General features: G+C 65.7%; 19 protein-coding genes. 11 read left to right on the top strand and 8 right to left on the bottom strand.

Annotated elements, in window-relative coordinates; genetic code table 11:
- Positions 1-19: 19 nt before the first annotated feature.
- Complete coding sequence (locus tag B2747_RS12965; protein ID WP_291161556.1) at positions 20-1,009, top strand: hypothetical protein; 990 nt, start codon at positions 20-22, stop codon at positions 1,007-1,009.
- Here the strand turns inward: B2747_RS12965 and B2747_RS12960 are convergent.
- The 3 genes from B2747_RS12960 to B2747_RS12950 all read right to left on the bottom strand — a co-directional run bounded on the left by B2747_RS12960 (position 975) and on the right by B2747_RS12950 (position 4,143).
- Entirely contained in the window at positions 975-2,273 is a 1,299-nt protein-coding gene (locus tag B2747_RS12960; protein ID WP_291161553.1) for a sensor histidine kinase, read from the bottom strand. The two genes, B2747_RS12965 and B2747_RS12960, sit on opposite strands and share 35 nt — an antisense overlap.
- A 7-nt stretch (positions 2,274-2,280) precedes the next feature.
- Positions 2,281-3,003, bottom strand: coding sequence for a response regulator transcription factor (locus tag B2747_RS12955; RefSeq protein WP_291161550.1), 723 nt, complete (start codon positions 3,001-3,003; stop codon positions 2,281-2,283).
- Positions 3,004-3,081: 78 nt separating this feature from the next.
- Positions 3,082-4,143 carry an NAD(P)-dependent alcohol dehydrogenase gene (locus B2747_RS12950; RefSeq protein ID WP_291161547.1) on the bottom strand — a complete coding sequence of 354 codons (1,062 nt, stop codon included), beginning with the start codon at positions 4,141-4,143 and terminating at the stop codon, positions 3,082-3,084.
- Positions 4,144-4,266: 123 nt separating this feature from the next.
- On the opposite strand from B2747_RS12950, the gene B2747_RS12945 reads away from it, so the two are divergent.
- The 3 genes from B2747_RS12945 (at position 4,267) to B2747_RS12935 (ending at position 8,865) form a co-directional block, all read left to right on the top strand.
- Positions 4,267-7,542, top strand: coding sequence for a WD40/YVTN/BNR-like repeat-containing protein (locus B2747_RS12945; RefSeq protein WP_291161544.1), 3,276 nt, complete (start codon positions 4,267-4,269; stop codon positions 7,540-7,542).
- Positions 7,543-7,686: 144 nt separating this feature from the next.
- The gene (locus B2747_RS12940) at positions 7,687-8,262 is read left to right on the top strand and encodes a hypothetical protein (protein WP_291161541.1); all 576 of its coding nucleotides are present in this window, start codon (positions 7,687-7,689) and stop codon (positions 8,260-8,262) included.
- A gap of 108 nt (positions 8,263-8,370) precedes the next feature.
- Entirely contained in the window at positions 8,371-8,865 is a 495-nt protein-coding gene (locus B2747_RS12935) for a hypothetical protein (RefSeq protein WP_291161539.1), read from the top strand.
- A gap of 259 nt (positions 8,866-9,124) precedes the next feature.
- On the opposite strand, the gene B2747_RS12930 is transcribed toward B2747_RS12935, so the two are convergent.
- A complete protein-coding gene (locus B2747_RS12930) occupies positions 9,125-10,051 on the bottom strand; it encodes a ChaN family lipoprotein (protein ID WP_291161536.1) in 927 nt (308 codons plus the stop codon).
- Positions 10,051-11,406, bottom strand: a complete 1,356-nt coding sequence (locus B2747_RS12925; RefSeq protein ID WP_291161533.1) for an amidohydrolase — start codon at positions 11,404-11,406, stop codon at positions 10,051-10,053. The genes B2747_RS12930 and B2747_RS12925 overlap by 1 nt, the downstream gene beginning before the upstream one ends.
- A gap of 119 nt (positions 11,407-11,525) precedes the next feature.
- Between B2747_RS12925 and B2747_RS12920 the strand changes: the two genes are divergently transcribed.
- From B2747_RS12920 to B2747_RS12905, 4 genes are all read left to right on the top strand, one after another.
- Positions 11,526-12,281, top strand: coding sequence for a MerR family transcriptional regulator (locus B2747_RS12920; RefSeq protein WP_291161530.1), 756 nt, complete (start codon positions 11,526-11,528; stop codon positions 12,279-12,281).
- 95 nt (positions 12,282-12,376) lie between these two features.
- On the top strand, positions 12,377-13,099 hold the full coding sequence (locus tag B2747_RS12915; RefSeq protein WP_291161528.1) for a DUF969 domain-containing protein: 723 nt from the start codon (positions 12,377-12,379) through the stop codon (positions 13,097-13,099).
- Entirely contained in the window at positions 13,096-14,073 is a 978-nt protein-coding gene (locus B2747_RS12910) for a DUF979 domain-containing protein (RefSeq protein ID WP_291161526.1), read from the top strand. Before B2747_RS12915 ends, B2747_RS12910 begins: the two co-directional genes overlap by 4 nt.
- A gap of 10 nt (positions 14,074-14,083) precedes the next feature.
- The gene (locus tag B2747_RS12905) at positions 14,084-15,868 is read left to right on the top strand and encodes a cation:proton antiporter (protein WP_291161524.1); all 1,785 of its coding nucleotides are present in this window, start codon (positions 14,084-14,086) and stop codon (positions 15,866-15,868) included.
- Between the two features lie 346 nt (positions 15,869-16,214).
- Here the strand turns inward: B2747_RS12905 and B2747_RS12900 are convergent, their stop codons facing one another.
- Entirely contained in the window at positions 16,215-16,898 is a 684-nt protein-coding gene (locus B2747_RS12900) for a hypothetical protein (RefSeq protein ID WP_291161522.1), read from the bottom strand.
- A gap of 114 nt (positions 16,899-17,012) precedes the next feature.
- Entirely contained in the window at positions 17,013-18,551 is a 1,539-nt protein-coding gene (locus B2747_RS12895) for an alkaline phosphatase D family protein (RefSeq protein ID WP_291161520.1), read from the bottom strand.
- Positions 18,552-18,700: 149 nt separating this feature from the next.
- On the opposite strand from B2747_RS12895, the gene B2747_RS12890 reads away from it, so the two are divergent.
- Together B2747_RS12890 and B2747_RS12885 are read left to right on the top strand one after the other, a co-directional pair.
- Positions 18,701-19,216: a methyltransferase family protein gene (locus B2747_RS12890; RefSeq protein ID WP_291161518.1), complete on the top strand. Its 516-nt coding sequence runs from the start codon at positions 18,701-18,703 to the stop codon at positions 19,214-19,216.
- A gap of 29 nt (positions 19,217-19,245) precedes the next feature.
- Positions 19,246-21,420 (top strand): NosD domain-containing protein, encoded by a 2,175-nt coding sequence (locus B2747_RS12885; protein WP_291161515.1) that lies wholly within the window; start codon positions 19,246-19,248, stop codon positions 21,418-21,420.
- A gap of 9 nt (positions 21,421-21,429) precedes the next feature.
- On the opposite strand, the gene B2747_RS12880 is transcribed toward B2747_RS12885, so the two are convergent.
- On the bottom strand, positions 21,430-21,894 hold the full coding sequence (locus B2747_RS12880; RefSeq protein ID WP_291161513.1) for a PAS domain-containing protein: 465 nt from the start codon (positions 21,892-21,894) through the stop codon (positions 21,430-21,432).
- A 291-nt stretch (positions 21,895-22,185) separates the two neighbouring features.
- On the opposite strand from B2747_RS12880, the gene B2747_RS12875 reads away from it, so the two are divergent.
- Positions 22,186-24,066 (top strand): sodium:solute symporter family protein, encoded by a 1,881-nt coding sequence (locus B2747_RS12875; RefSeq protein ID WP_291161511.1) that lies wholly within the window; start codon positions 22,186-22,188, stop codon positions 24,064-24,066.
- The last annotated feature ends 36 nt before the right edge of the window (positions 24,067-24,102 follow it).

Genomic DNA, 24,102 nt, shown 5'->3' with positions numbered 1-24,102 from the left:
GGCATCGGCGCAAGGTGCCGTGGCGGACACTCAGGCCGGCCCGCGCAAGCCGCCCAATCCGCGGTTGTTCCGCAGCGAGGAGCCACTGTCCGTGACGCTGTCGCTCAACCTGCGGCAGATCAAGCGCGACAAGAACGCGGACAGTCCGTGGCGCGACGCCACCATTCGCTATGTCGACGCGAACGGGAAACCCGTGGAAGTGCCACTCCGCGTGCGTACGCGTGGCGTGTGGCGGCTCAATCACTGCGACTTCCCGCCGCTGCGGCTGCGCTTCGGCGACAAAAAGGCCGACGGGACCCTTTTTGCGAATCTCGAGCGCCCCAAGCTGGTCACATACTGCCGCAACGCCGACAACTACGAGTCGTACGTACTGCAGGAGGCGCAGCTCTATCGCATTCTCCGCGTTCTCACCGACGCGTCCTTCAAGGTGCGGGTGCTGCGCATTGCCTACGCCGACAGTGCCAGCGGCAAGGTCGAAACCACACGCTACTCGTTCATCATCGAGGATCCCGATCACCTTGCCGAACGGCTTGGCGGCAAAATCTTCGACAGGCAGGGCGCCACGTCCGATGACTTGATGCCGGGGCCCACGGCCCTCATGCACACCTACCTGTACTTCATTGCCAACACCGACATTGCCGTGCGCACGCTGCACAACGTGGAGATCATCACCTTGCCGGACGGACAGAACGTGCCGGTGCCATACGACTTCGACATGTCGGGTGTGATCAACGCTGCGTATGCCGGCGTGGACCCCAAGCTGCCCATCAAGAACGTGCGCATCCGCCTCTTTCGCGGGTTCTGTGCGCACGAGCCGGCCTATGCCACGGCTTTCGACCTGTTTCGCGAACGGCGTGCGGCCATCGAGGCGCTCTACACCGACGCCGTGGGTCAGTTGCTCTCACCCGCCACAGTGCGCAGCACACTCAAGTATTTCGGCGAGTTCTACGAGGACATTGCCACGCCCGAGTCCGTCAGGAAGCGCCTGTTCGCGGACTGTGTAAAGTGATGGGCGCGCGCGGCAGGCGCACGACGAACTCGGAGCCACCACCGCTGCGCGCGCGGTAGGTCAGTGCACCGCGCTGCGCGGTGACAAAGGTGCGCGTAATGGCGAGTCCCATACCGAGGCGCGCGTCTGCTGGCTCGGATTCCGTGGCGATCGGTGCCGAAAGCCGCTCCAGCGGGCCCGCCTCGCGCGGTGGGCGTCGTCGCATGGGCGAGAACAGTCGCCCCACGTCTTCCGGTGCGATGCCTGGCCCCCTGTCGGCGACCACGATCTGCACGTCATTCGCGCCGCTCTCCACCAAGACGTCAATGGGCTGCCCGACCGGCGAGTAGCGCGCGGCATTCTGCAGCAGGTTGCCCAGCGCATGCACGGCGAGCGTGTGATCACACAGCACCAGCGGGCCTTGCGGCGGGCGGGCGGCCTGCGCCACCGCAAGGGCGGTAGAGCGCACCGGGTGCTCCTGCAAACGCGCCTCGGCGGTGCGCACCGCCGTGCGGATCAATTCGAAGACGTCGTGGGGTTCGGTGCGCAGCGGAGCGCCACCGCCATCGGTGGCGAAGCGCTGCAGCGTGCCGAGAAACTCGTTGAGGCGCTGCGTTTCCTCCCGCACGCGATCGAGCGCCTGATCGCTGGCGAAGCCTCCGTCCGGATCGGACACCAGCGCGAGTGTCGCCACCGGCGAGCGCAGATCGTGCGCAATGGAGTCGATGAGCGCGTTCTTGAGACGGTCGGCTTCCTGCATCACGCGCAGTGTGGCGGCATCGCGTTCAAGCTGGAGCCGTTCGGCGGACAACCGCTCCACTTCGGCGGTGCGCTCCTCGGCTTCGTGCGCTGCACGCTGCAGTTTGCCGAAGAGTTCGGACACCAGGATGCCAGTGAGCACAAAGCCCACGAGCACGAACCAGTCGAGCCCGCGTGCGGAGAACAGGGTGAAGCGTGGTGGTACATAGAAGTAGTCCACGGCAAAATAGCCGAGGATGACCATGACCACCGAAAGTGCGCGGCCGCCCTGCCGACTCGCACCGATGATGAGCACGAGGTAGACCAGAACGCCATGCGCCACACGCACGTCAGGCGCTTCGACAAGCCGCTGCAGCACTACGGTGGTGACGGCAAACAGCCCGAGCCAGAGGGACCACACCGACCAGCGCGCGCGCATGTGCGTGCGCATGTGCGTGCGCAACTGCGCACTCATCTGCGCGCGCAACTGCGCACTCATCTGCGCGCGCAACTGCGCACTCATCTGCGCGCGCAAACGGGTGCGCATCAGGAGTTCAGCGCGGACCGGCGAATCGATACCCCACACCCGGTTCCGTGACGATCAGGCGTGGCATGCTCGGGTCTGGCTCGATCTTTCGTCGCAGATGCGTGATGTGGACCCGCACGTGCGTGGCAAAATCGCCGAACTCACGCGCCCACACGATGTCCCACAACTGACGCGGCGACAGTGGGCGACCGGCGTGCAGAATGAGCGCCCGGAGCAGCGCCCACTCCGTGGGGGTGAGGCGCTGGGGTTGCCCGTGGCGCACCACGCGCTGCGCCAGCAGGTCGATTTCCACGCCATCGACGGAGAGCTGCGACCAGGCGCGCGCGGCCGACGAGACCTGCACGCGACGGAACTGGCCCCGGATGCGCGCCTGCAGTTCGGCGACGGAGCAGGGCTTGGTGAGAAAATCATCGGCGCCGGCATCGAGCAGCGCGACCTTTTGGTCTTCGTCCGTTCGTCCGGATAACACGATGATGGGCGCGTCGGTCATCTGCCTCAGGCGGCCAAGCAAGTCGGCGCCGTCGCCGTCGGGCAGGCCGAGGTCGAGCAGAATGATATCGGGCGACGACGCAGCGCACTCGCGCAACGCGTCGGCCACGGTGCCGGCGGTGCGCAGCTGCCTGCAGATCGAAGCGAGAGAATGCGCAAGCGACTCGCGCAGTGCGTCGTCGTCTTCGACGACCAGCACTGTATCGGGCTCGGGCCACTCGGTGGGAAACGGGGCGACCATTCCCAATACAGTAACGCCGGGAGGGACAAGTCGGCAGCACCCGTGTCGCGACGGGTGCTGCCGGTCCCGGACCATCGATCAGGCGGTGGTCTGCCGCAGCGGCTCGAGGTCGATGACGAAGCGGTACTTCACATCGCTGCGCAGCATGCGCTCGTAGGCGGTGTTAATGTCTTCCGGCCGGATGCGCTCGATGTCGGCCATGACCCCATGGGCGGCGCAGAAGTCGAGCATCTCCTGGGTCTCGGCAATGCCACCAATGAGTGACCCCGCCAGACGGCGGCGCTTGGTGATGAACGTGAACGCGCCGGGCGAGGGGTGGGGTTCGGGCGAGCCACCCAGCAGCACGAGGGTGCCGTCGAGGGTGAGGAGCCGCATTTCGGCGTTGAGGTCGTGCGGCGCGCCCACAGTGTCGATGATGACATGCAGGGAGTTCCGGAGGGCGCGCATGGCCTCCTCGTTGCCCGACAACACGACTTCATGGGCACCGAGGGCGAGGGCATCGGCCACCTTGCCGGGCGATGTGGTCAGCACCACGACGTGCGCGCCGAGGGCCCGGGCCAGCTTCACGGCCATGTGGCCCAGGCCGCCGAGTCCGACCACGCCGACGCGGCTGCCGGGGCCGACCTTCCACTCGCGAAGCGGCGACCAGGTGGTGATGCCCGCGCAGAGCAGCGGGGCGGTACGGGCCGGATCGAGTCCATCAGGAATGCGCAGGACAAAATCCTGATCGACCACAATGTGGGTGCTATACCCGCCTTGGGTGGGACGGCCCGTCTGCGCCTCAATGCCCGCGTAGGTGCCCGTATTGCCCTGTTCGCAGTACTGCTCGAGACCGCGGCGACATGGGTCGCAGTCGCGGCAACTGTCCACCATGCAGCCCACGCCAACCAGCTCCCCCTCGCGGAAACGGGTCACGTGGCTGCCGACGGACGCCACGCGGCCGACGATTTCATGGCCTGGAACGAGTGGGTAGGGCACCGTACCCCACTCACCCCGCACCGTGTGGAGGTCGGAATGACAGACCCCGCAATAGTGGATGTGAATGAGCACGTCGCTGGGCCCCGGCTCTCGGCGGGTGAAGTCCCAGGGGACGAGCGGGTCTGTGGCGGAGGTGGCGGCGATGCCGCGGGCGGAGATCATGTCTAAACGTCAGGTTAACGTGATACGTTCTTGCACTGGGGTCGGCCGCTGGCCGATTCCCTGTGGGAGCCCTGCAGGCGTAACGCTCCCGCCCCTCCACAATATCCCTCCTCACCCGAGATCATGTCCCGATCCCGAAACTTCGCCCGCGTGTGGGATTTACGCCGAGCCGTGTTGGCCGGTGCGGCGGCGGCCGGCGTTGCCGCGGCGCCAGCCCAGTTGATGGGCCAGGCGCTCGACTCAGCCACGGTGGCCGGCATGCGCTGGCGCACGGTGGGTCCTGCCACCTTCATGGGGCGCCTGTCCGACGTCGTGGGCATCCCGTCGCCGTCGAAGACGGTGTTCGTGGCCGCTGCAGCCGGTGGTATCTGGAAGAGTACCAACAACGGCACCACGTGGCGTCCGGTATTCGACGACAAGAATGTCATTTCGATGGGCATGCTGGCCATTGCCCCGAGTGACACGCAGCAGGTGTGGGCCGGCACCGGCGAGCCCAACTCGCGCAACTCCATCGATCCGGGTGGCGGTGTGTACAAGAGCACCGACGGCGGCATCACGTGGAAGCTCATGGGCCTCGAGAAGACCGAGGCGGTGGGCCGCATTGCCGTGCATCCCACGAATCCCAACGTGGTGTTCGTGGCGGCGCTGGGTGCGACCTGGCGCGCCAATCCCGAGCGCGGTCTCTACCGCACCAAGGACGGCGGAGCGACCTGGGAGCTGGTGAAGTTCGTCAGCGACAAGGCGGGCTTCGTGGATGTCGCCATTCATCCGAAGAATCCGGACATCGTGTTCGCGACGAGCTGGGAGCGTCGGCGCACGCCGTACTCGCTGTTCAGCGGCGGCCCGGGCTCGGCTTTGTGGAAGAGCACGGACGGTGGCACGACGTGGGCGGAAGTGAAGGGTGGCGGCTTCCCGTCGGGCTTCAAGGGTCGCATGAGCCTCGACATTAACGCGGTCAATCCGAACGTCATGTACATGATGGTCGAAGCCGCCGAGAACAGCACGGGGCCCATTGTGGGTGAGCGCAGTCCCAAGCTGAACGGTCTCTGGAAGAGCACGGATGGCGGCACGACGTGGACGCAGATGAACAACATCAACGTGCGTCCGTTCTACTACTCGCAGGTGCGCAGCGATCCGACCAATCCGGACCGGGTGTATTTCTCGAGCACGCAGTTGCAGCTCTCGGAAGACGGCGGCAAGACCTCGCGTGACATCGCGCAGGCCGTGCACGTGGACGATCACGGCATCTGGATCGACCCCAAGGACCCGAAGCGCTGGTTCCTGGCCAACGACGGTGGTGTGGCCATCACCTACGATGCGGGTGGCACCTTCCAGCAGTTGCAGAACCTGCCCATCGCGCAGTTCTACGAAGTGGCGTACGACATGAGCGTGCCGTACAACATCTGTGGCGGTGCGCAGGACAACGGCACCTGGTGCGGCCCGAGCCGTCTGCGCAATCCGCTTACCAGCTCCGGCTACTGGTTCACCATTGCCGGCGGTGACGGGTTCTATGCGGCCATGGACCCGAGCGACCCCAACATCGTGTACGGTGAGTCGCAGGGTGGCAATGTGTCGCGCGTCAATCTCAAGACGGGCGAGCGCTATCCGTTCCAGAAGCCCAACTGGCAGTCGCGATACCGCGAGTGGGAGGACTCCATCGCCATCGTGCGTGGTGATCCGCTCAAGCCGGCCACCAAGGCGCAGTCGGCCGCCATTGCCGCGCTGCGTGTGCAGCAGCAGCGCGACTCGAGCGAACTGGCGCTGCGCTACAACTGGAACTCGCCGTTTTTCATCTCCCCGCACAACCCGAGCGTCATCTACTTCGCCGGCAACAAGGTGCTCAAGAGCACCAAGCGTGGTGAGGAGCTGCGCATCATCTCGCCCGACTTGTCCAAGCAGCTGTCGGCCAAGCTGGACACGGCGCTGCGTCTGACGGGTGGCATCACGCTCGACGCCACGGGCGCCGAGACGTATGGCACGGTGGTAGCGCTGGAGGAGAGCCCGGCACGGGCCGGCCTGCTGTACGCCGGCACCGACGACGGCAACGTGTGGAAGTCGTCCAACGACGGCGCCACCTGGGAGAATCTGGCGCCGCGCATTCCCGGACTGCCGAACGGCGGCGAAGTGTACGTCACGCGCATCGAAGCCTCGCACTTCGACACCAACACGGTGTACGTGGCCTTCGACAATCATCGGTGGGGCGACTTCAAGCCCTATCTGTATGTGTCGCGCGATGGTGGCAAGACGTTCAGCTCGCTGGTGAACAACCTGCCGGTTGGCGGACCGGGCGACTACCTGCATGTCGTGCGTGAAGATCCCACCAACGCCGATGTGCTGTACGTGGGCACGTCACTCAGCGTGTACGCGTCCATCGACCGTGGCGCGACGTGGAGCAAGTTCGCCGCCAATCTGCCCAGCGTGCCGGTCTACGACCTGCAGGTGCATCCGCGCGACCGCGAGCTGATTGCGGCCACGCACGGCCGCGGCTTCTGGATTGTGGACGTCGCGCCGCTGCAGCAGATGGCGAAGACGGTCGCGGCCAAGCCGGTGCATCTGTTTGCGCCCAAGACGGCCTTCCAGTGGGGCGAGGTGCCACTGCGTGGTGCGAGTGGCAACGGCAACGCGCAGGCGTTCTTTGCCACGCGCAATCCGGCGTACGGCGCGTCGATTTCGTACCGGGTCACGACGGCCGGCTCGCCGGCGCGCATCAGCATCGTGAATGCGCTGGGTGACACGGTGAGCACCATCACCGGTCCGGGCGGTGTGGGTCTGCACACGGTCACATGGAATTACGGCCTGACCGCGCGTCCGCGGCCGCGCACGCTCTCGCCCAGCGAGAAGCGTGACAGCATTCTGCGGGCCGTGCGCATGCCGGCGGTGTTCGATTCGCTCACCAAGGCCAAGTACGACTCCGCCTCGCTGGCCATGGCGCGGCAGCTGCTCACGCCGCAGACCGGCAACTTCCAGTTTGGCGGCGGTGGTGGCGGTGGCGGGGGCGGCAGTGGACGTGTCCCCGCCGGCTGTGAACGGCCGATGACGCAGTGGGAGACCTGGTGCGATCGTCCGGCCGAACTGCTGCCCTCGGCGGCGCGTGGCATGACGGCGGCGGCTGCCGGCGGCGAGGATCCGCGTGCGCAGGCGCAGCGCCTGCAGGCGGCCGTTCGTGATCCCAAGGTGCGGCGCGTGTTCGACCTGATCGGCCTCTATCCGTCGGGCGGTGGCGGCCGTGGCTTCGGCGGCTTTGGTGGCGGCGGCAGCGCCACCACGGGCGACTACGCCGTGGTGCTGCGCATCGGCAATACCGTCGAGAAGCAGATGTTGCGCGTGGAGAACGTGGGGGCCGCGGGTGGCAGCGCCTTCGGGTTCTTTGAGGAGCTCGACGACCTCGAGCGCCGTTAAGGTCTGATGTGACGGCCGCCGGATGGCCCGGGTTTCCGGGTGATCCGGCGGCCGTTTTTTGTATGGAAGTCGTACCGGGATCAGGCGGCCTTACAACCTTTTCGTCCCTGCTCGCGTCATACGAAATGACCCCAGCCTCCCCGTATGACCGCCCGACCTGCCAACTCCTCATCCCTGCTGCTGGTGTTCCTGTTCCTGGCGCTGCCAATGGCCGGGTGCATGCGGCTGTCGTCCCGTCAGGCGGACCAGCCTGACCGGGACCGGGTGTACAGCGGGTTGATTGGCAAGTGGCGGGGGACGCTCGAGGTGCAGGCGACGGGCGCGGATGCCGTGGATCCTGACGAGGTACCCACGGAGGTGCTGGTGCGCCCGGCGCCCGATCGGGATGGGCTCAGTCTGCAGTTCCGGTACCGCGACGTGTTCGGCCGCGGCGTAACGAATGAGCGGCATCTGCACTTCAACAAGACGCTCACACTCGCGGAGTGGGAGATCGACGAGCATCGCCGCCGCGAGGCGTATGTCGTGGTGTCGCAGAGTGGTGGCGGCACGGCGCCGCTGCGTCTGGTGCTCGAGGCGGACGGTACGGCCGACGCCAAACCGGCGCGCATTCGCGAGACCATTGAAGTGACGCCCGGCGCCGTGGAAGTCACGCAGGAGGCCCGCAAGGCGGGCGAGCCATTCACGTTCCGGCACCGCTATCGTCTGCGCCGCGCCGAGTGAGCGCGTAGACGACGTCTGGTTGGTTCGCGAGGGCGATAGATTTCCGGGGTCTTCTTTCGGGTAACAGACTCCGTGCGTGAATACCGCTTTCAAGCCACAGACGATACCATGGCGGCTCTGCGCACACTGCGCGGCGCCTGGCGCGGTCTGTCGGTGGCCGAACACGACGTCACCATCATTCTGCAAACCGGCGCCGCGGTGCGGGTGTCGGTGGACACCGCCGACGTGGAAGGGCTGTTCGACGCCTACCGCCTGAGCGCCGAAGTGGCCAGCTCACCCGGCGTGTATGGCGTGCCGGCCGAAGATTTCATCAGCGGCAACAATGACATCGTGCTGTTCACGGGTGTCACCTGGAGCGAGGCGCCGGGCACGGTGCGCGCCGAGGGGATGAGTGAACAGGCGACGATGCATTTTTCCGGTCACCCGGGACAGCTGTCGGAGACGGCCGAAGTGGTATGCATTACCACGGACGCGTTTGTGGTGGCGTCGACGGTGGGTCGGGGCTTGCTCATTCGCACGGGCCTGCGTCCCGGGTCGCTGGAAGTGGAGCGGGATCAAGCCAAGGTGCGGGAGTTCCTGGTTGAGCGCGGCTATGACCAATGAACTGCGTAAGGTGGGACTGCGTAAGGACGTACTGCGGGAAGGAACCGCGGGCGGTTCACGGCGGACTGCGTAAGGTGGGACGGCGTAAGGTCGCACTGCGGGAAGGGACCGCACACGAGGACGCGGTAGCGCAGTCTCGCGTGCTGTCGCTTACCGCCCGTCACCTTACGCGCCCCACCTTACGCCGTTCGCAGTAAAACCGCGTGCCGTTCCTTCCCGCGGTTCCCCTTACGCGGTCACACCTGACGCCGTTCGTCAGTCAAAGCGGCGCGCGCGTGAAGAGCAGATATTCCGCCTTGTCGGCATGCGCGGCGACATCCGGTCGCGCGAGATCCTTGGTTGGCACCGCGGTCAGCACCACCGTCTTGGCATTCGGTGCGCGACGACGTGCACGCTCGGCGGTGCCGAGTCCGTAGTCGCTGTGAAAGGCACCGTCCACGTGCAGCGCAATGCTGCCGGCTGGCGCGGCGCGCCACGCGGCCACCAGCGCTTCGGCCATGGCTTCGTCTTTTGCGCACTGCGCTTCGTAGAAGCGGTCCGCCATCGATGAGGACGACGAGGCGCCACCGGGGCCGTGTCCACCCATGGCCGCGACGAAGTTCGTGTAATACTTGTCCTTCGGGCAGGAGTGCTCGGCCGCCATGTACCGGCGGTCACCTCGATTGATCGTGTCCAGGAGAGCCAGACCCGCGCGGCCCACGGCACTGGCCAGGCGGCGCGGCACATTGCTGGCCACCACTGGCCATCCGCGCACACGCGCGAGTTCCACCATGGGGCGATAGTCGGTGGCGTAGCGATCCCAGGGCCGCGAACCGGCCAGGAAGTTGGCCTCGGAGATGGTGCCGGCGAGGTATTGGTCGAGCAGCGGCTGCACATCGCGCTCAAACATTTCGAGCGACAGCACCACGTGGGGCCGCTTGTTGCCCAGCGCCGCCAACACCGCATGCTCGGCGGCGTGCGTGGCCGGATCATCGTGCTGTTCGCCGAAGAACACGATGTCGTAAGCGGCGATGTCCGCGGCAAACTGGTTGAACGGCACGAACTGCTTGCTCTTCACGTGATAGATGCGGAGCGCCGCCGGCGACGAGGGGGAGGCGCTCACGCGCGCGCCGCCGGAGGCACAGGCGGTAGTGAAGAGCGCCACACCCAGCAGCGTGGCAACACGAAGGGTAGAGAGAAAGCGCATCAGCGGGTCTTGAGGGGATTGGTGAGATAGTCCACGGCCGCGCCGGCCAGTGCGCGTACGCCGGTGGGTAATGCGCCTTCGTCGGCAAAGAACAGCGGCGAATGATTGCTGGGCGCCGTGCGCCAGTCCTTGTCACGCGGGGTGATCCCCACGTTGAAGAAGAGGCCCGGCACCTGGTCCTGGAACCACGAGAAGTCTTCGGACGCGGTCCACAATGCGGCGATTTCCGCACCGGCTGCACCTGCGGCGCGCTGCAGCGTGGGCACCATGTGCAGCGTCAGCGCGCTGTCGTTGCGCGTGACGAGATTGCCACTGTCGATGCGCACGAGCGCGCGCGCGCCCGCGCCAGCCGCAATGGCCTCGGCCGTGCGCGTCACCCGCTCGAAGATGTCCTTGCGGATGGCGAGATCGAAGGTGCGGATGGTGCCCAGCATGACCACGCTGTCGGGGATGATGTTGCTGCGCACCCCTCCCTGAAACGCGCCGATGGTGATGATGGCCGGCACCGTGCTGATATCCGTCTGACGCGAGATGATGGCCTGCAGTCCGGTGACGATCTGCGAGCCAACCACGATGGGATCGACACCGGCCCAGGGCATGGCACCGTGTGCCTGCTTGCCCTGCACGACGATGGTGAGGTTGTTGCTGGCGGCCATGGCCGGCCCGGGGCGATAGCGAATGGAGCCCAGCGGCGCATTGCCCACGTGCAGGCCGAAAATGGCATCGACTTTCGGGCTCTCCAGCACACCGTCAGCGAGCATGAGCTTGGCGCCCGTGCCGCCGTCGGGCAGGCCTTCTTCGGCCGGCTGGAAGATGAACTTGACGGTGCCCGGCAGCTGCGCCTTGAGGCCGGCGAGAATCTCAGCGGCGCCCATGAGCATGGCCACGTGCATGTCGTGGCCGCAGGCATGCATCACACCCACGGGCTGGCCGCGATACTCGCCCTTCACGCGTGAGCGGAAGGGCAGGTCCACCAGCTCTTCCACCGGCAGACCGTCCATGTCCGCGCGCAGCGCCACCACGGGGCCGGGCTTTCCACCCTTGAGCAGGCCCACCACGCCATGGCCACCCACTCCCGTCCGCACCTCCATACCCAGCGCCCGCAGGTGCTCGGCCACGAGGCGGGACGTGCGTACTTCCTGTCCGGACAGCTCGGGATGCTCATGCAGATCACGTCGCCAGGCAATCACCTTGGGCATGATCTGCGGCAGCCGTTGCTCCACGGCCTGCGCAAGCGGCGACGGACGCGGCGCGGCGGCCTTCTGGGCGTGCGCGGGTGTGGCAGACAGGGCGACGAGGCTCGTGAGCAGGGCGAGCGCCGCCTGAGGGCGTGAACGGCGTGGGAGGCTGTGCATCCTGAAAGCTAGCGCGCGCGGGTACCCCTTGCACCTCACGCCGCGTGAGGTCCGAGGCTACACTCGTCGAACGCCTCACCCTGGGCCTGCGTCGACATCGGTCCTCCATTCCCGTCTCCATGTCCGAACTACAGCCGCCATTCAAGGTGGGCGCGTTGGCGAGTGCCACCGGGCTCACGGTGCGTACGCTGCATCACTACGACGAGATCGGTCTGCTCTCGCCGTCAGCGCGCACGCCTTCCGGCCATCGGCTGTACGACGCACATGACGTCCAGCGTCTGCAACAGATCCAGTCGCTGCGCGCCGTGGGATTCCCTCTGGAGGAGATCCGGCATCTGCTGAGCAGTCGGCAGGTGTCCGCCCAGCGGGTCATCGCGCTGCATCTCGAACAGCTCGAACAGCGCATTGCCGAGCAGCAGGCGCTGGCGGTGCGTCTGCAGCGTCTGGCCCGTCATCTGGAGACCGCGGCGCTGGCACCGGTTGGTGACCTGTGCCGCATCATCGAGGCTACACTCATGATGGAGCAGTACTTCACCCCTGAACAGCAGGACGCCATCAAGGCGCGTGGTGCCATGCTCGGCGAGCAGGCCATTCGCGATGTCGAAGCCGCGTGGGGCGAGGTCATCCCGGCGGTACGGGAGCACATGGCCCGCGGCACGCCACCAACTGACCCCGACCTGCAGGCGCTGGCGCGGCGCTGGAAGTCCCTTGTGGAGGCATTCACCGGCGGTGATCACGCCATCGCGGCCAGCGTGCGACGCATGTACGACGAGCAGCACGAGGTCATCAACGCCGCACACGCCAACACCCCCGACCCGGCCATGTTCGCCTTCATGGCCACGGTGTTCGCCGAGATCGGCGGCGGCCCCGGGTGATGTCCGGCGTCTGACAGTGGTGCTGGCCATGTTCTGGGCTTCGGAGCGAGCCGTGGACATGGTCAGCGGCGACGCCACGCGGTAACGTGGGGGCCATGCTGCCCCTCATCGGAATCCTCATCGTCGTGGCCGGCTTTGCGCTCCGGCTGAACGCCCTGCTGGTGGTGACGCTGGCCGGTCTCGCCACGGGACTGGCCAGCGGTCAAGCGTTCATTGAGGTCATCACGCTCTTCGGCAAAGCCTTTGTCGAGAGTCGGTACATTGCCATCGTGTGGCTGGCGCTGCCGGTCATCGGGTTGGCTGAACGCGCGGGGCTGCGCGAGCATGCCGCTGCCGCCATCGGGCAGATTCGTGCGGCCACCGCCGGGCGTGTCATGCTCGTGTATCTCGCGCTGCGTCAGGCCACGTCGGCGCTGGGGCTGGTGTCGCTTGGCGGACACGCGCAGATGGTGCGGCCGCTGGTCGCGCCCATGGCCGAAGCGGCGGCGGAGCAGCAGCGCGATCAACAGCAATCGTCGTCCGTACCACTCAGCACCAACGCGCGCGATCGCATTCGCGCCATGGCGGCCAGCGCGGACAATGTCGGAATGTTCTTTGGCGAAGATGTTTTCGTGGCCATCGGCTCCATTCTGCTCATTCGCGGATTCCTCGAGCAGAATGGTATCATCGTGGAGCCACTCGATCTGGCGCGTTGGGCCATTCCCACAGCGCTCGTTGCCTTTGCCGTGCACGGTGCGCGTCTGCTGTGGTTCGACCGCACACTCCGCGACACATCGCGCGCCGATGCATCCGGTGACACAGCAGAGCGCGACGCATGATCACGCTCGAGAGTGTGTATCTGCTCATGGGCGCCATGCTGAGCGGCGTGACGGTGGTGAGCGCACGCGACACCAGCAATCCGCGGCGCTGGCGCAGCACGCTGTTCTGGGCGCTCTGGGCGCTGCTGTTTCTGGCTGGCTCACATCTGCCGCATGCGCTGAGTGGCGTGATCATGCTGGCCATGGTGGCCACCGCGTCAGCGGGGCTTGGTCAGGGTACCCGCGAATCGTCCACCGCCGCGGCCCGCGCCGAGTCCGCGCTGCGCCTGCGCCATCGCCTGTTCGCGCCCGTGCTCGTCGTGCCCGTCGCCACCTACGCCGGCAGTGTGCTGCTCAAAGGGCTCATGGTGAATGGCGCCCCGCTCATTCCCGCCGCGCAGGTCACGCAGGTGGCCCTCGGCCTGGCCACGGTGCTCGGCCTGCTGACGGCGTTGCTCGTCATTCGTCCAACGGCCAGCGCGCCGGTAGTGGAGGCGCGTCGCCTGCTGGACAGCGTGGGTTGGGCGGCCGTCCTTCCACAGGCGCTCGCTGCGCTGGGCGCGGTGTTTGCTGCGGCCGGCGTGGGGCAGGCCGTGTCCACGCTGGCCACGACGTATCTGCCACTGGGCTCCCCGCTGGCTGCCGTGACCGCCTACGGCGTGGGCATGGCGCTCTTCACGATGGTCATGGGCAACGCCTTTGCCGCCTTCCCCGTCATGACCGCAGGCATCGGCCTGCCGCTGGTGGTGCAGCAGTATGGTGGCGACGTGGTGATCGTCACGGCCATCGGTATGCTGTCGGGTTTCTGCGGAACGCTCATGACCCCCATGGCGGCCAATTACAACATCGTGCCAGCCGCGTTGCTCGAGCTCGAAGACCGCCACGCCGTGATCAAGGCGCAGATCCCTACCGCGCTGATCCTGCTGGTCGCCAATATCGCGCTCATGGCCCTATTCGCCTTTCGCGTACCCGTTCCGCTGATGCCGGGCCGTTAGTTTTTCCGTCATGCACGCGGAAACCGGACTTCTGCTGACCCTGGCCGGCGCCTTCGGGGCCGCCTTCCTGCTCGGCTTTCTGGCCACCAAGGTCAAGTTGCCGCCGCTGGTGGGATATCTCGTGGCCGGCATTCTCATCGGGCCGCAGTCGCCCGGTTTCATTGCCGATGTGTCGCTCGCGCAGCAGCTGGCCGAGATCGGTGTGATTCTGCTGATGTTCGGTGTCGGTCTGCATTTTTCGCCGGGTGATCTCAAGAAGGTGCAGCGCATTGTGGTGCCGGGTGCCGTGCTGCAGATGGCCATGGCCCTTACGCTGGGCACCGGGCTCGCTCTCTGGTGGGGCTGGTCACCGAGTGCGTCCATTGTGTTTGGGCTTTGTCTCTTTGTCGCGTCCACGGTCGTGGTGCTGCGTGTACTTGAAGACCGTGGCATGCTTGATTCCATCGACGGACGCATTGCCGTGGGCTGGCTGATCGTCGAAGACCTCGGTGTGGTCTTTGCGCTGGTGCTGCTGCCCGCCGTGCTGGGCGCCATGAGCGGCGACGGTGCTGGTGGCAGCACCATGGACCTCGTGCAGGTCATCGGTCTCACCGTCGTGAAAGTGGTGGCCTTCATCGTGCTCATGGCCATGGTGGGGCGGCGCGCGGTGCCCTGGCTGCTCACACACGTGGCCCGCACGGGCTCGCGGGAGCTGTTCACGCTGGCCGTGCTTGCGGTGTCGCTGGGTGTGGCCATGGGCGCGGCGGCAGTGTTTGGCGTGTCGTTTGCGCTGGGTGCCTTTGTGGCCGGTGTCGTGATCAGCGAGAGCGACCTCTCGTACCGCGCCGGTGCCGACGCCCTGCCCATGCAGGATGCCTTTGCCGTGCTGTTCTTCGTGTCCACCGGTATGCTGCTCGATCCACAAATCCTCGTGGAGCAGCCGGGCAAGCTGGCGGCCACGGTGGGTGTCATCTACCTGGGCAACGCGCTCTGGTCGGCTGGGCTCATGATTCTGCTGCGTCATCCCTTTGGCGCGTCGCTGCGTCTGGGTGCGGCGCTTGGGCAGATCGGCGAGTTCTCCTTCATCATGGCCGGCCTTGGCGTGTCACTCGGCGTGCTGAGCGAGGAGGCACGCAGCTTGGTGCTGGCCGCGGCGCTGGTCACCATCGTGCTCAATCCGCTGCTGTTCATGGGCGCCGAGTGGGTGATTGCGCGGGTGTCGCGCTATCCGGCGTTGCTCGACCGACTGGAGCGGCAGAAGGCGCCGCGGCTCATTGCCACCGATCTCTGGGAAGCCATGCCCATCGGGCACGTGATTCTCGTGGGCTACGGCCGCGTGGGCCGCACTATCGGTGAGGCCTTCCAGCGTGTGGGTATTCCGTTTGTGGCGGTGGAAAGCGACCGCCGCGTGGTGGACGCCATGCGCACCCTGGGCGTAACGGCCGTGTACGGAGACGCGACGCGCCCCGGCATTCTCGAGCACGCCCACCCGCGCACGGCGCGGCTGCTGGTGGTGGCCTCACCCGACCCGTATCACGCGCGGCGCATCATTGAGTTGGTACGCGCCGTGAACCCCGACATCGACATCGTGGTGCGCACACACGCCGATGTGGAGCAGCAGCTCTTCGAAGAGCTGGGCGTGAGCAAGGCGCTCATGGGCGAGCGCGAGTTGGCCTTCAGCATGGCCTACCACAGCCTCCGCAGCGCGGGCTGCGAGGACGATCGCGCCGACGATGTCATTCAGATGCTGCGTGGCGGCGCGCGCATGCCGACACGCGAGTTCTCGAGCATCATGCCGCCGGTGGCGCGGACGTGAGTCGGTGTTCTGATCTCACCTCCGTACCACCGGCGTAGAAGATGCTGCGTTGCCTTCCGGTTGCTCTTGGCTAGGGCGAAGAGCGTTTCACGAATGCGCCTACGAGCCACGCAAGCATCGCACCCGCGATCAGCGCGCCGCATGTCCACGCTTGCCATGTCGCCCCTCCGGCCCCTGGGAGCGACGCCCCAACCAACAGACCGAGCGACAGCAAAACGCGCGCCATGAAGCGAGGGCGATTGGCCGTCTGTTCAGGTGGAAGGGTGATCAGCTTTCTCCCCACCATCAAGGCAGCAAACATGAACAGGATTGAGATGAGTGCGCCGTAAGGCATTGTTGGTTCGCGCTAGTGAGAATCGTCCCACGCTCTCCCTTCACGGTAAGCGCAGCCGTTGTATACTGCTCGTGCGACGTTGACGGCCGTCAGCGTCGCGAGAGATCCCTTGAGTCCAAGCCACGCAGCTCCAACGTTTCCGAACGCCGCTGCTCCTATTGTCCAGATTGAAGAGCCAACGAAGGAGCCGACTGCAGCAAGGTACGCCGCATTCTCGCCTTGGCACGCTTGCTTGATGTGTTCCGATCGAGGGTCGGAGCCATCGACAACTTCCAGTTCGTAGTTGTCCGATACGGCTTGCACCAAGGGCAAGTTGTCATCGCGCATTGCGTGCGCTGCGGCAGAATCAAAACCAGCGGGCGGCGTCTCCCCACCATAGTAGACTTCCTCCGGAATCTCGTACTCGAGGAGAACGGGAGGCTCGTCGCTCAGGCTGCTGCTCTGAACACTCCAACGATTCTTTGTTGGCAGCTTCTTTCCGGAGAGCTTTGATGTCGCCGGGCCGGCACTTACTTCAACTCCGGATGATGCGGAGACAGGATCGCCTGACTGGCATGCTGCGATGGACACAATCGCAACGGCAGCGGCAAGAACACTGAGACCCTTCGAGAACTTCAATCGCACGGGCAACTCCATGTGGTACAGGTCGCCGGCGCAATTGCCGGCAATGTTGCCGGCAATGTTGCCGTCAATCACAGCATCATCCTGTGTCGATCAAATGTCAAGACAGCTCCTTGTACAGGCACTCAGATCGCTGTGACCTTACTCACCGCTACCGTGGACAACTTGTAGATGTAGCACCAGTCGTCATCACCCTGTCTTGACGATGCCCGCCTTGCCGTGCTCCACGCGCCACGACGAGGCCGTGGCCACATCCGCGCCCGGCTTCTCCACGAAGGGCACGCTGCGGTAGTCGGCCGTCCAGGTGCTGGCGTCCACGCGGCAGCGCACATAGCCGCGGCGATTCTGGAACCACTTGAGATGCGGGTTGTCACCCTGCATGGTGGACAGCCGCGCCGGTGGCACGTCGGCGCCGTCGCCGCCCGACGAAATGCTGGTGGCCACGAACTCCGCGGCCACCGTGGGCCGGTCGGGCCGCGCGAAGTCGCTGTGCAGCTCGTTGACCCAATTCGTGTGAATGTCACCGGTCAGTACCACGGTGCGATTGGGCGCGCGTTTCGCGATTTCGCCGAGCAGACGGTCACGCGCGGCGGGATAGCCACCCCACTGGTCCATGCTGGTGCGCATCTCGGGACCCGGCGCGGCATCGTACGGTGCCATCATGATCTGCTGCGCCAGCACCTGCCAGCGTGCGCTGGTCGTGAGGCCATTCAACAGCCACTGCTCCTGCGTCGTGCCCAGCAGGGTGCGCGAGGGATCCTTCCACTCGTCGCAGGCCGCCTGCGTGCCGTCACCACAGGCCTGATCACTGCGATACTGCCGGGTATCGAGCATCCAGAAGTTGGCGAGCTGCCCCCAGCTCACGCGCCGCGTGATCGTGAGATCAGCCCACGATTGCACGCGCGGCACGCGCACCGGCTGATGCTCCCACCAAGCCTGATACGCGGCCGCCCGGCGGTTGCGCATCTGCTCGTCCGACTCCATGCGATTCTCACCCACGAGACCCGCATAATTGTTGTCCACTTCGTGATCGTCCCAGGTCACCATCCACGGGCAGCGTTCGTGCGCGCGCTGCAGCATGGGATCGGACTTGTACTGCGCGTATCGCCGCCGGTAATCGTCGATGGTGCGAATTTCGAGACCATGGTGTACACGCACGGCCTTGCGATTGCCGGCGTATTCGTAGATGTAGTCGCCGAGGTGAAAGGCGAGATCGATCTCTTCCTTCGCGAGATGATCGAGCGCGGTGAAGTACCCCTGCTCCCAGTGCTGGCAGCTGGCAAAGGCCATGGCCAGCGGTGTGGTGGCGCCGTCGGCCGGCGTGGTGCGGAAGCGGCCCACGGGGCTCACGGCGGGGCCGCTGGTGAAGCGATAGAAGTACCAGCGATCGGGCGCGAGTCCGTCCACGTCCACGTGAACGCTGAAGGACAACTCGGGGGCCGCCACGGCGCGGCCGCGCTTCACGACCTTGCTGAACTGTTCGTCGTCGGCCACTTCCCAGTCCACCGTGGTGCGGGTACCGTCCATGCCACCGTCGGGCTCGAAGGGCCGGGGCGCGAGGCGCGTCCAGAGTACGCCACCAGTAGGCGTAGGGTCACCTGAGGCCACGCCGAGCGCAAAGGGATACTCGGTGAACGTGGGGCGGCTCGTGACGCGCCAGATGTTGGGCACCACGGCGCAGAGGGCGGCGTAGCCCGCGAGATCGGAGACGAAGAGGCGACGGTCCATGCCCGAATGTCGCGCGGCGGCGGCCTCTGCGCGAGTCGGCGGCCGTGTGAGAGGCCAGGCGTTGCGCAATTGAGAGCGGGCCGTTGCATGGCGTTGCACGGTGTTGCCGCGCTGAGACAGAACGGCGCATCCGGCGCTACAATTGCAGCATGACTGCGCCCACACCCTCGGCTTCCGGGGCACCGCGTGTCCGCGACCCTGGACCTGATGTCAAGTTTCCCCCACCGCTGCTGTTCACCCTGCCGTTGCTGCTGGCATGGGGCATTGATCGGCTGTTGCACACGCCACGACTGCCCGACCAGTCTTGGCTGGCGGTGCCCGGCGGGCTGATGGCACTGGGTGGCTTTGCGCTCGTACTGTGGGGCATTCGCACCTTCAATCGATTTCGCACCGCGGTGTATCCCAATCGCGCCGCCAAGCTGGTGGTGGACACCGGGCCGTTTGCGTTTACGCGCAATCCCATGTATGTGGGCATGACACTGTTCTACCTTGGGGTGGCGTTGCTGCTCAGGTCGTGGACGGCGCTCGTGCTGCTGCCGGCTGTGCACGTTCTGCTCTGGCGCTTCGTGATCCGCAAGGAAGAGCGGCACCTCCTGCAGAAATTTCCAGAGGCCTACGCCGCCTACTGCGCGCGTGTGCCGCGCTGGTTGTGGCAGGGGCAATGATGCGTTGGCTCCCATCGCTGATCGCGCTGATGACTGCGGGCACCATGCTCGCGCCGATGACACCTGCGCTCGCTCAGCCGTTCCCCGTGGTCCGGCCAACCGCGGGCATGGTCATCACGCGCTCGGTGCGCATTGCGCCCGGCACCTATGCCCTGCGGGCCAAGGCCCATCCCGATTCGGCGCTCCTCACGGTACGTGGACAGCACATCGTGGTGGACTTGCGCGGTGTGACCTTTGTGGGACAGCCTGCCGACAGCGCAGCCGATGCCGCCGTGGGGACCGCCATCCGCGTCGACGGCGGCTCTGACATCACCATTCGTGGCCTCAGTGCGCGCGGCTACCGCTGGGGCGTGCTGGCCACCGGTGTGCGCAACCTTGTGCTCGAGCGGAATGATTTCAGTCATTCCTGGAAGCCGCGCCTGTTCAGTAGCGTGGAGCACGAGAGCCTTGTGGACTGGTTGTCGTTTCACAAGAACGAGGCCGACGAGTGGCGACGCTTTGGCGCCGGTCTGCACTTGCGGGACATTCGTGGTGGTCGGGTGCAGGGCAACACGGTACGGCAATCCATGAACGGTTTGCTGCTCAGTCACAGCGATTCGCTGGACATTCGCGACAACAACTTCTCGTACAATTCGGGACTGGGCATCGGTCTCTACCGGGCGAGCTGGCACGTCATCGTGAACAATCGCCTCGACTACAACGTGCGCGGCTCCTCGCTGGGGTTCTACCAGCGCGGACAGGACTCGGCGGCGCTGCTGCTGTTCGAGCAGTGCTCGCACAATGTGGTGGCGTACAACAGCATGACACACAGTGGTGATGGGGTGTTCCTCTGGGCCGGTCAGCACACCATGGACACGGGGCAGGGGGGCTCGAACGACAATCTGTTCCTGATGAACGACGTGTCGTACGCGCCGACCAACGGACTCGAAGCCACCTTCAGTCGCAATCAGTTCATCGGCAACCGCGTCGTCGGCAGCACGCACGGCCTCTGGGGTGGCTACAGCTTCGGGAGTCGCATCGTGGGCAACTGCTTTGCCGACAATCGTATTGCGGTGGCCATTGAACATGGACAGGACAATCTCATCGGCGGCAATCGCTTCGCGGGTGACAGCACGGGCATTCGCCTGTGGGCGGACAGCATTGCGCCGAGTGACTGGGGGTATCCGAAGTTTCGCGATACGCGGAGTCGCGATTGGCGTATCGTCGAGAACTCGTTTGCGCGTGTTGCCACGCCGTGGCGTGTGGCCAACACGCAGGTGACGGACAGCAGTCGCAATGTGCTGCGCGATACATCGACTGCACCCTGCGATCCCTCGCGCATCGTGCCCACGACGGCCTGGTGGCGCGTGCCACGCATTGCCAATGCGCCCGCGCGCTGGCCGGAGTCCGTCAACGCCATGCGCGATCGCAGTGCCATCGTGGTCGACGAGTGGGGCCCGTATGATTGGCAGTCGCCCAAGCTCTGGCCGTTGGACAGCACGCGCGGCCCCACGCTGCGCCTGCGGGTGTTGGGCCCTCCGGGTCGCTGGACGCTGGTGGGCAGCCGTGGTGTTCGTGTGCTCTCGGCGCGTGCGGGGCGTACGGGCGACACGCTGCGTGTCACGCTGCATGCCGACAGTCTGCATCAGTGGGACGTGCAACTGCGCTACGTGGGCGGAGCCACGACGAGTGCGCGGGGCGTCAAGCGCGCGGCGGGCGTACCGGTGCGTTTTGGCTTTGGAGTGGACGAGCCGCGTCAGCACTGGCAGGCGCGTGTCATGCCCTTTGCCGACAGTCTTAATCCGCCCGAGCGTGCTGACGCCATGGCGCAGTTGACGCAGGCGTCACCCGGATGGTCGCGTGACCTGGCGCGACTGGACTGGCTCTGGTCGCGCCCGCGTGAGGCGGGCATTCCTGCCAGCAACTTTCTGATGCTGGCCGAGGGTGAGGTGTGGCTCGATGCGGGTGTGCATACACTACGTGCCATCAGTGATGATGCGCTGCGCGTATGGGTCAACGACTCGCTGGTCATCGACGACTGGTCGCCGCACGAGTCGCGCCCGGCCTATGCGACGTGGCGTGTGACTGGAGCTACTGCTGCAGGAAAGCCAATACGCCACCGCGTCCGGGCGGCGTACGTGCAGCGTGGCGGCTGGGTGGAGCTGAGACTCGACTGGATGCGCGGCGTGGTGCGGCCCTCGCCGGGTTCGGCGGGGCCGCACTGAGCGCGTCCGCTACGCGACGCGCGTCGTCCGCAAATCGATGCCGTGCGATGGCGTCGGGCGGATGCTCGGGGTCTGAGCAGGGCTGAGATCGAAGGGCGACCCGTCGGGCTTGGCGAAAAACAGCCATACGCTGTCGGTACGCCCGGCATAGTAGGCGCGCACGAGCACGCGACGAGGCATGATGTCGCAGCTGAACGTGAAGCCGAATGTCGCGTCGAGTCGGCCGTGCTGCACGCCTTCCATGACCCGGTCGTGAAACTCGGGGACATTGGCGCTGGGGTACACCTCGGTGAAGAAGTGGCGCCCGAGCGGACGGCCCGTGAGGCCGGCATTGTCGGCCTCGGCCTGATTGCAGGACAGGACCTGGCCAGACTTGTCGAGACGGACGACGCCATAGGGAATGGCATCAAGCTCCTCGTCGGTGAGCCGATCGAGGAAGGGGGCCAGCATTCGCGTTGTGGTGTCGAGAGGCATTGGACAGCGACTACGGAAGCGGGCGGACAGAGCCGTCTTCGGTCCCCGTCCACGCCCGATGTTCTCAAAGGTCGGGTGCCGCACAGTCGGACTTGAGAGTCCTGAAGTGAATATTCGGACGTTTTGGTCACGGTCCGGGCCCTGAGTCTCACACTGTTTGCCTGGCGTTGAGTCTGTGACCGTGTACTGGGCCGAGGCGCTTGTGGTTCGAGACGCGTTGCCACAGGCTGGCCCACCCCCCACATTCCGCCCACGTACCCCCGCACTCTCCCCGCGCCCCCACCCCCGCGCATGAACATCTCCTGGATCGACTGGGTCATTGTCGCTGCGTCCATCTTGGTCTGCTTCGTCCCCGCCCTCTTCCTGGCCAAGCGCTCGGGCTCCAGCACCTCGGAGTTCTTTGCCTCCGGCCGTTCGGTGCCGTGGTGGCTGGCCGGCCTCTCCATGGTGGCCACCACGTTCTCGTCTGACACCCCGAACTGGGTGACGGAGCAGGTGCGCCGCTACGGCGTGGCTGGCAACTGGCAGTGGTGGGCCTTTGTGCTCACGGGTGTGGCGACCGTGTTCTTCTTTGCTCGGCTCTGGCGCCGGTCGGGCGTGCTGACGGACCTCGAGTTTTATGAACTGCGCTACTCAGGCCGAGAGGCCAGTGTGGTGCGCGGGTTCCGCGCCGTGTACCTCGGCCTCTTCTTCAATTGCTTCATCATGGGCATGGTGACGCTGGCCGCCTGCAAGATCGCCAACATCCTCTTTGGCATGCCGGCGTGGCAGACGATCATCATCACCGGCCTGCTCAACGTGGTGTTTGCGGCGCACTCGGGTCTTTGGGGCGTGCTCGTCATCGACATGATTCAGTTCTTCATCAAGATGACGGCCGTGTTCGCGGCGGCGTGGTTCTCGCTGGTCGAAGTCGCACGTCGGCTGACAGGTGAAGCCAGTGCCTGGGTGGGCCTCAAGGAGCTGGTGTCGCGCCTGTCCACGCAGCAGGTGGTGCAGGGCGCCGGCGATGCGCAGCCGGTCATGTCGCTGTCCGACGGCACGGGCCAGCCCATCCTCGACATCATGCCCAATTTCGGACTCTCCGAGCTGGCGCTGATGATCTTCATTCTGCCCATCGCCATTTCGTGGTGGGCCAACTGGTATCCGGGCGCTGAGCCCGGCGGCGGCTCGTACATCGCGCAGCGCATGCTCGCCTCCAAGTCGGAAAAGGATTCGCTGGGCGGTACGTTGTTCTTCAACATCGCGCACTACGTGCTGCGGCCCTGGCCGTGGATCATCACGGCGCTCTGCTCCATCATCGTCTATCCCGATCTCGCGTCCATCCAGGCGGCCTTTCCGCAGGCCGACGCGACACTCATCGGCCATGACTCGGCCTTCCCGGCCATGCTCAAGTTTCTGCCGGTCGGCTTTGTGGGGCTCATGATCGGCGGACTCATTGCGGCCAACTCGTCCACCATTCTCACACACCTCAATTGGGGGTCGTCGTATCTGGTGCACGACTTCTATCGCCGCTTCATCAAGACCGACGCGACGGAAGCGCACTACGTGAACGCGGGCCGACTTTCGACGGTGCTGCTGTATGTGGTGGCCGCGCTGCTGAGTCTGACCATGAGTTCGGCGCAGCAGGCGTTTCAGGTGTTGCTGTCGATTGGTGCGGGTACGGGCCTGCTGTACATCGCGCGCTGGTTCTGGTGGCGCGTGTCGGCATGGTGCGAGATCGTGGCCATGGTGGTCTCGCTGCTGACCTCGCTGCTGGTGCCCAAGCTGATGCCAGATGCGGGCTTTGCGATTACGACCATCGTCCAGGTGGGCATCACGACGGCGGCCTGGCTGATCACGGCGTTTGTCGGCCCGACGACGGAGCGGGCAACGCTTGTGTCCTTCGTGCAGAAGGTGAAGCCGGTGGGTCCGGGCTGGGCAGCGATCCGTGCCGAGGCTGGTGTGAGTGACAGCGAAGTAGCCGAGGAGAACCGCATTGGGCTGGCGTTTGCCGGTTGGGTGTCGGGCTGTCTGGTGATCTGGAGCTCGCTGTTTGCGATCGGCAACTTCCTGTATGCGCCGGGTGATGCGTCGCGGTTGAACGATGCGTGGTTGCTGACGGGAGTGTTTGTCGTGAGTGGGGTGGTGTTGTTGCAGGTGACGCGGAAGTTGTGGAACCAACGGACGGCGTAAGGTGGGACTAACGAACCGCGTAAGGTGAACCGCGTA

Source organism: Gemmatimonas sp. UBA7669 (assembly GCF_002483225.1).
Classification (GTDB): domain Bacteria; phylum Gemmatimonadota; class Gemmatimonadetes; order Gemmatimonadales; family Gemmatimonadaceae; genus Gemmatimonas.
Note: the sequence above shows the minus strand (reverse complement) of the source record. Positions and strands in the feature narration are given on the sequence as shown.

Coding starts and splice junctions, on each gene's coding strand:
- B2747_RS12960 (WP_291161553.1), bottom strand. CDS start 2,273: ATGCGCACCCGTTTGCGCGCGCAGATGAGTGCGCAGTTGCGCGCGCAG.
- B2747_RS12955 (WP_291161550.1), bottom strand. CDS start 3,003: ATGGTCGCCCCGTTTCCCACCGAGTGGCCCGAGCCCGATACAGTGCTG.
- B2747_RS12950 (WP_291161547.1), bottom strand. CDS start 4,143: ATGATCTCCGCCCGCGGCATCGCCGCCACCTCCGCCACAGACCCGCTC.
- B2747_RS12945 (WP_291161544.1), top strand. CDS start 4,267: ATGTCCCGATCCCGAAACTTCGCCCGCGTGTGGGATTTACGCCGAGCC.
- B2747_RS12940 (WP_291161541.1), top strand. CDS start 7,687: ATGACCGCCCGACCTGCCAACTCCTCATCCCTGCTGCTGGTGTTCCTG.
- B2747_RS12935 (WP_291161539.1), top strand. CDS start 8,371: ATGGCGGCTCTGCGCACACTGCGCGGCGCCTGGCGCGGTCTGTCGGTG.
- B2747_RS12930 (WP_291161536.1), bottom strand. CDS start 10,051: ATGCGCTTTCTCTCTACCCTTCGTGTTGCCACGCTGCTGGGTGTGGCG.
- B2747_RS12925 (WP_291161533.1), bottom strand. CDS start 11,406: ATGCACAGCCTCCCACGCCGTTCACGCCCTCAGGCGGCGCTCGCCCTG.
- B2747_RS12920 (WP_291161530.1), top strand. CDS start 11,526: ATGTCCGAACTACAGCCGCCATTCAAGGTGGGCGCGTTGGCGAGTGCC.
- B2747_RS12915 (WP_291161528.1), top strand. CDS start 12,377: ATGCTGCCCCTCATCGGAATCCTCATCGTCGTGGCCGGCTTTGCGCTC.
- B2747_RS12910 (WP_291161526.1), top strand. CDS start 13,096: ATGATCACGCTCGAGAGTGTGTATCTGCTCATGGGCGCCATGCTGAGC.
- B2747_RS12905 (WP_291161524.1), top strand. CDS start 14,084: ATGCACGCGGAAACCGGACTTCTGCTGACCCTGGCCGGCGCCTTCGGG.
- B2747_RS12895 (WP_291161520.1), bottom strand. CDS start 18,551: ATGGACCGTCGCCTCTTCGTCTCCGATCTCGCGGGCTACGCCGCCCTC.
- B2747_RS12890 (WP_291161518.1), top strand. CDS start 18,701: ATGACTGCGCCCACACCCTCGGCTTCCGGGGCACCGCGTGTCCGCGAC.
- B2747_RS12885 (WP_291161515.1), top strand. CDS start 19,246: ATGACTGCGGGCACCATGCTCGCGCCGATGACACCTGCGCTCGCTCAG.
- B2747_RS12880 (WP_291161513.1), bottom strand. CDS start 21,894: ATGCCTCTCGACACCACAACGCGAATGCTGGCCCCCTTCCTCGATCGG.
- B2747_RS12875 (WP_291161511.1), top strand. CDS start 22,186: ATGAACATCTCCTGGATCGACTGGGTCATTGTCGCTGCGTCCATCTTG.